The following is a 2396-nucleotide window of genomic DNA, read 5'->3' on the forward strand; positions in this document are numbered from 1 at the left end:
AGGGCGATTTTAGTAGCACGCTCAAGACCCGAAGCGGAGTGATCTAGCCATGGGCAGGTTGAAGCGGAGGTAAGACTTCGTGGAGGACCGAACCCACCAGGGTTGAAAACCTGGGGGATGACCTGTGGTTAGGGGTGAAAGGCCAATCAAACTCCGTGATAGCTGGTTCTCCCCGAAATGCATTTAGGTGCAGCGTCGTGTGTTTCTTGCCGGAGGTAGAGCACTGGATAGGCGATGGGCCCTACCGGGTTACTGACCTTAGCCAAACTCCGAATGCCGGTAAGTGAGAGCGCGGCAGTGAGACTGTGGGGGATAAGCTCCATGGTCGAGAGGGAAACAGCCCAGAGCATCGACTAAGGCCCCTAAGCGTACGCTAAGTGGGAAAGGATGTGGAGTCGCACAGACAACCAGGAGGTTGGCTTAGAAGCAGCCACCCTTGAAAGAGTGCGTAATAGCTCACTGGTCTAGTGATTCCGCGCCGACAATGTAGCGGGGCTCAAGCGTACCGCCGAAGTCGTGTCATTGCAGCATGAGGGCCAACGCCCGCTGTGATGGGTAGGGGAGCGTCGTCTGCCGGGTGAAGCGGCACTGGAAGGTAGTCGTGGACGGTTGACGAGTGAGAATGCAGGCATGAGTAGCGATACAAACGTGAGAAACGTTTGCGCCGATTGACTAAGGGTTCCTGGGTCAAGCTGATCTGCCCAGGGTAAGTCGGGACCTAAGGCGAGGCCGACAGGCGTAGTCGATGGATAACCGGTTGATATTCCGGTACCCGCTGTGAAGCGTCAAACATCGAGCATCGTGATGCTAAGGCCGTGAAGCCGTTCCGGACCCTTCGGGGAAAGGAAAGTGGTGGAGCCGCCGGACCAAGCGGTTAGTAGGTGAGTGATGGGGTGACGCAGGAAGGTAGTCCATCCCGGGCGGTGGTTGTCCCGGGGTAAGGGTGTAGGCCGGTGTGTAGGTAAATCCGCACACCTTGTGGCTGAGACCTGATGCCGAGCCGATTGTGGTGAAGTGGATGATCCTATGCTGTCGAGAAAAGCCTCTAGCGAGTTTCATGGCGGCCCGTACCCTAAACCGACTCAGGTGGTCAGGTAGAGAATACCGAGGCGTTCGGGTGAACTATGGTTAAGGAACTCGGCAAAATGCCCCCGTAACTTCGGGAGAAGGGGGGCCACGCCTGGTGAGAGCACTTGCTGCTCGAGCTGGGGGTGGCCGCAGAGACCAGCGAGAAGCGACTGTTTACTAAAAACACAGGTCCGTGCGAAGCCGTAAGGCGATGTATACGGACTGACGCCTGCCCGGTGCTGGAACGTTAAGGGGACCGGTTAGCTCACTTTCGGGTGGGCGAAGCTGAGAACTTAAGCGCCAGTAAACGGCGGTGGTAACTATAACCATCCTAAGGTAGCGAAATTCCTTGTCGGGTAAGTTCCGACCTGCACGAATGGCGTAACGACTTCTCGACTGTCTCAACCATAGGCCCGGTGAAATTGCACTACGAGTAAAGATGCTCGTTTCGCGCAGCAGGACGGAAAGACCCCGGGACCTTTACTACAGTTTGATATTGGTGTTCGGTTCGGCTTGTGTAGGATAGCTGGGAGACTTTGAAACGCGGACGCCAGTTCGCGGTGAGTCGTCGTTGAAATACCAGTCTGGTCGTGCTGGATGTCTAACCTGGGTCCGTGATCCGGATCAGGGACAGTGTCTGATGGGTAGTTTAACTGGGGCGGTTGCCTCCTAAAGAGTAACGGAGGCGCCCAAAGGTTCCCTCAGCCTGGTTGGCAATCAGGTGTTGAGTGTAAGTGCACAAGGGAGCTTGACTGTGAGACCGACGGGTCGAGCAGGGACGAAAGTCGGGACTAGTGATCCGGCGGTGGCTTGTGGAAGCGCCGTCGCTCAACGGATAAAAGGTACCCCGGGGATAACAGGCTGATCTTCCCCAAGAGTCCATATCGACGGGATGGTTTGGCACCTCGATGTCGGCTCGTCGCATCCTGGGGCTGGAGTCGGTCCCAAGGGTTGGGCTGTTCGCCCATTAAAGCGGTACGCGAGCTGGGTTTAGAACGTCGTGAGACAGTTCGGTCCCTATCCGCTGTGCGCGTAGGAATATTGAGAAGGGCTGTCCCTAGTACGAGAGGACCGGGACGGACGAACCTCTGGTGTGCCAGTTGTTCTGCCAAGGGCATGGCTGGTTGGCTACGTTCGGGAGGGATAACCGCTGAAAGCATCTAAGCGGGAAGCCTGCTTCGAGATGAGTATTCCCACCTCCTTGAGAGGGTAAGGCTCCCAGTAGACGACTGGGTTGATAGGCCGGATCTGGAAGCCAGGTAACTGGTGGAGGTGACCGGTACTAATAGGCCGAGGGCTTGTCCTCAGTTGCTCGCGTCCACTGTGTT

The 2396-nt window shown here is 56.7% G+C and carries 1 rRNA gene; it reads left to right on the top strand.

The features are described 5' to 3' along the window. Positions 1 to 2374, top strand: a 23S ribosomal RNA gene (locus ACH45E_RS45720); the annotation flags it as partial. Positions 2375 to 2396: the final 22 nt, after the last annotated feature.

This window comes from Streptomyces sp. NPDC020299 (assembly GCF_044387825.1).
Lineage (GTDB): Bacteria > Actinomycetota > Actinomycetes > Streptomycetales > Streptomycetaceae > Streptomyces.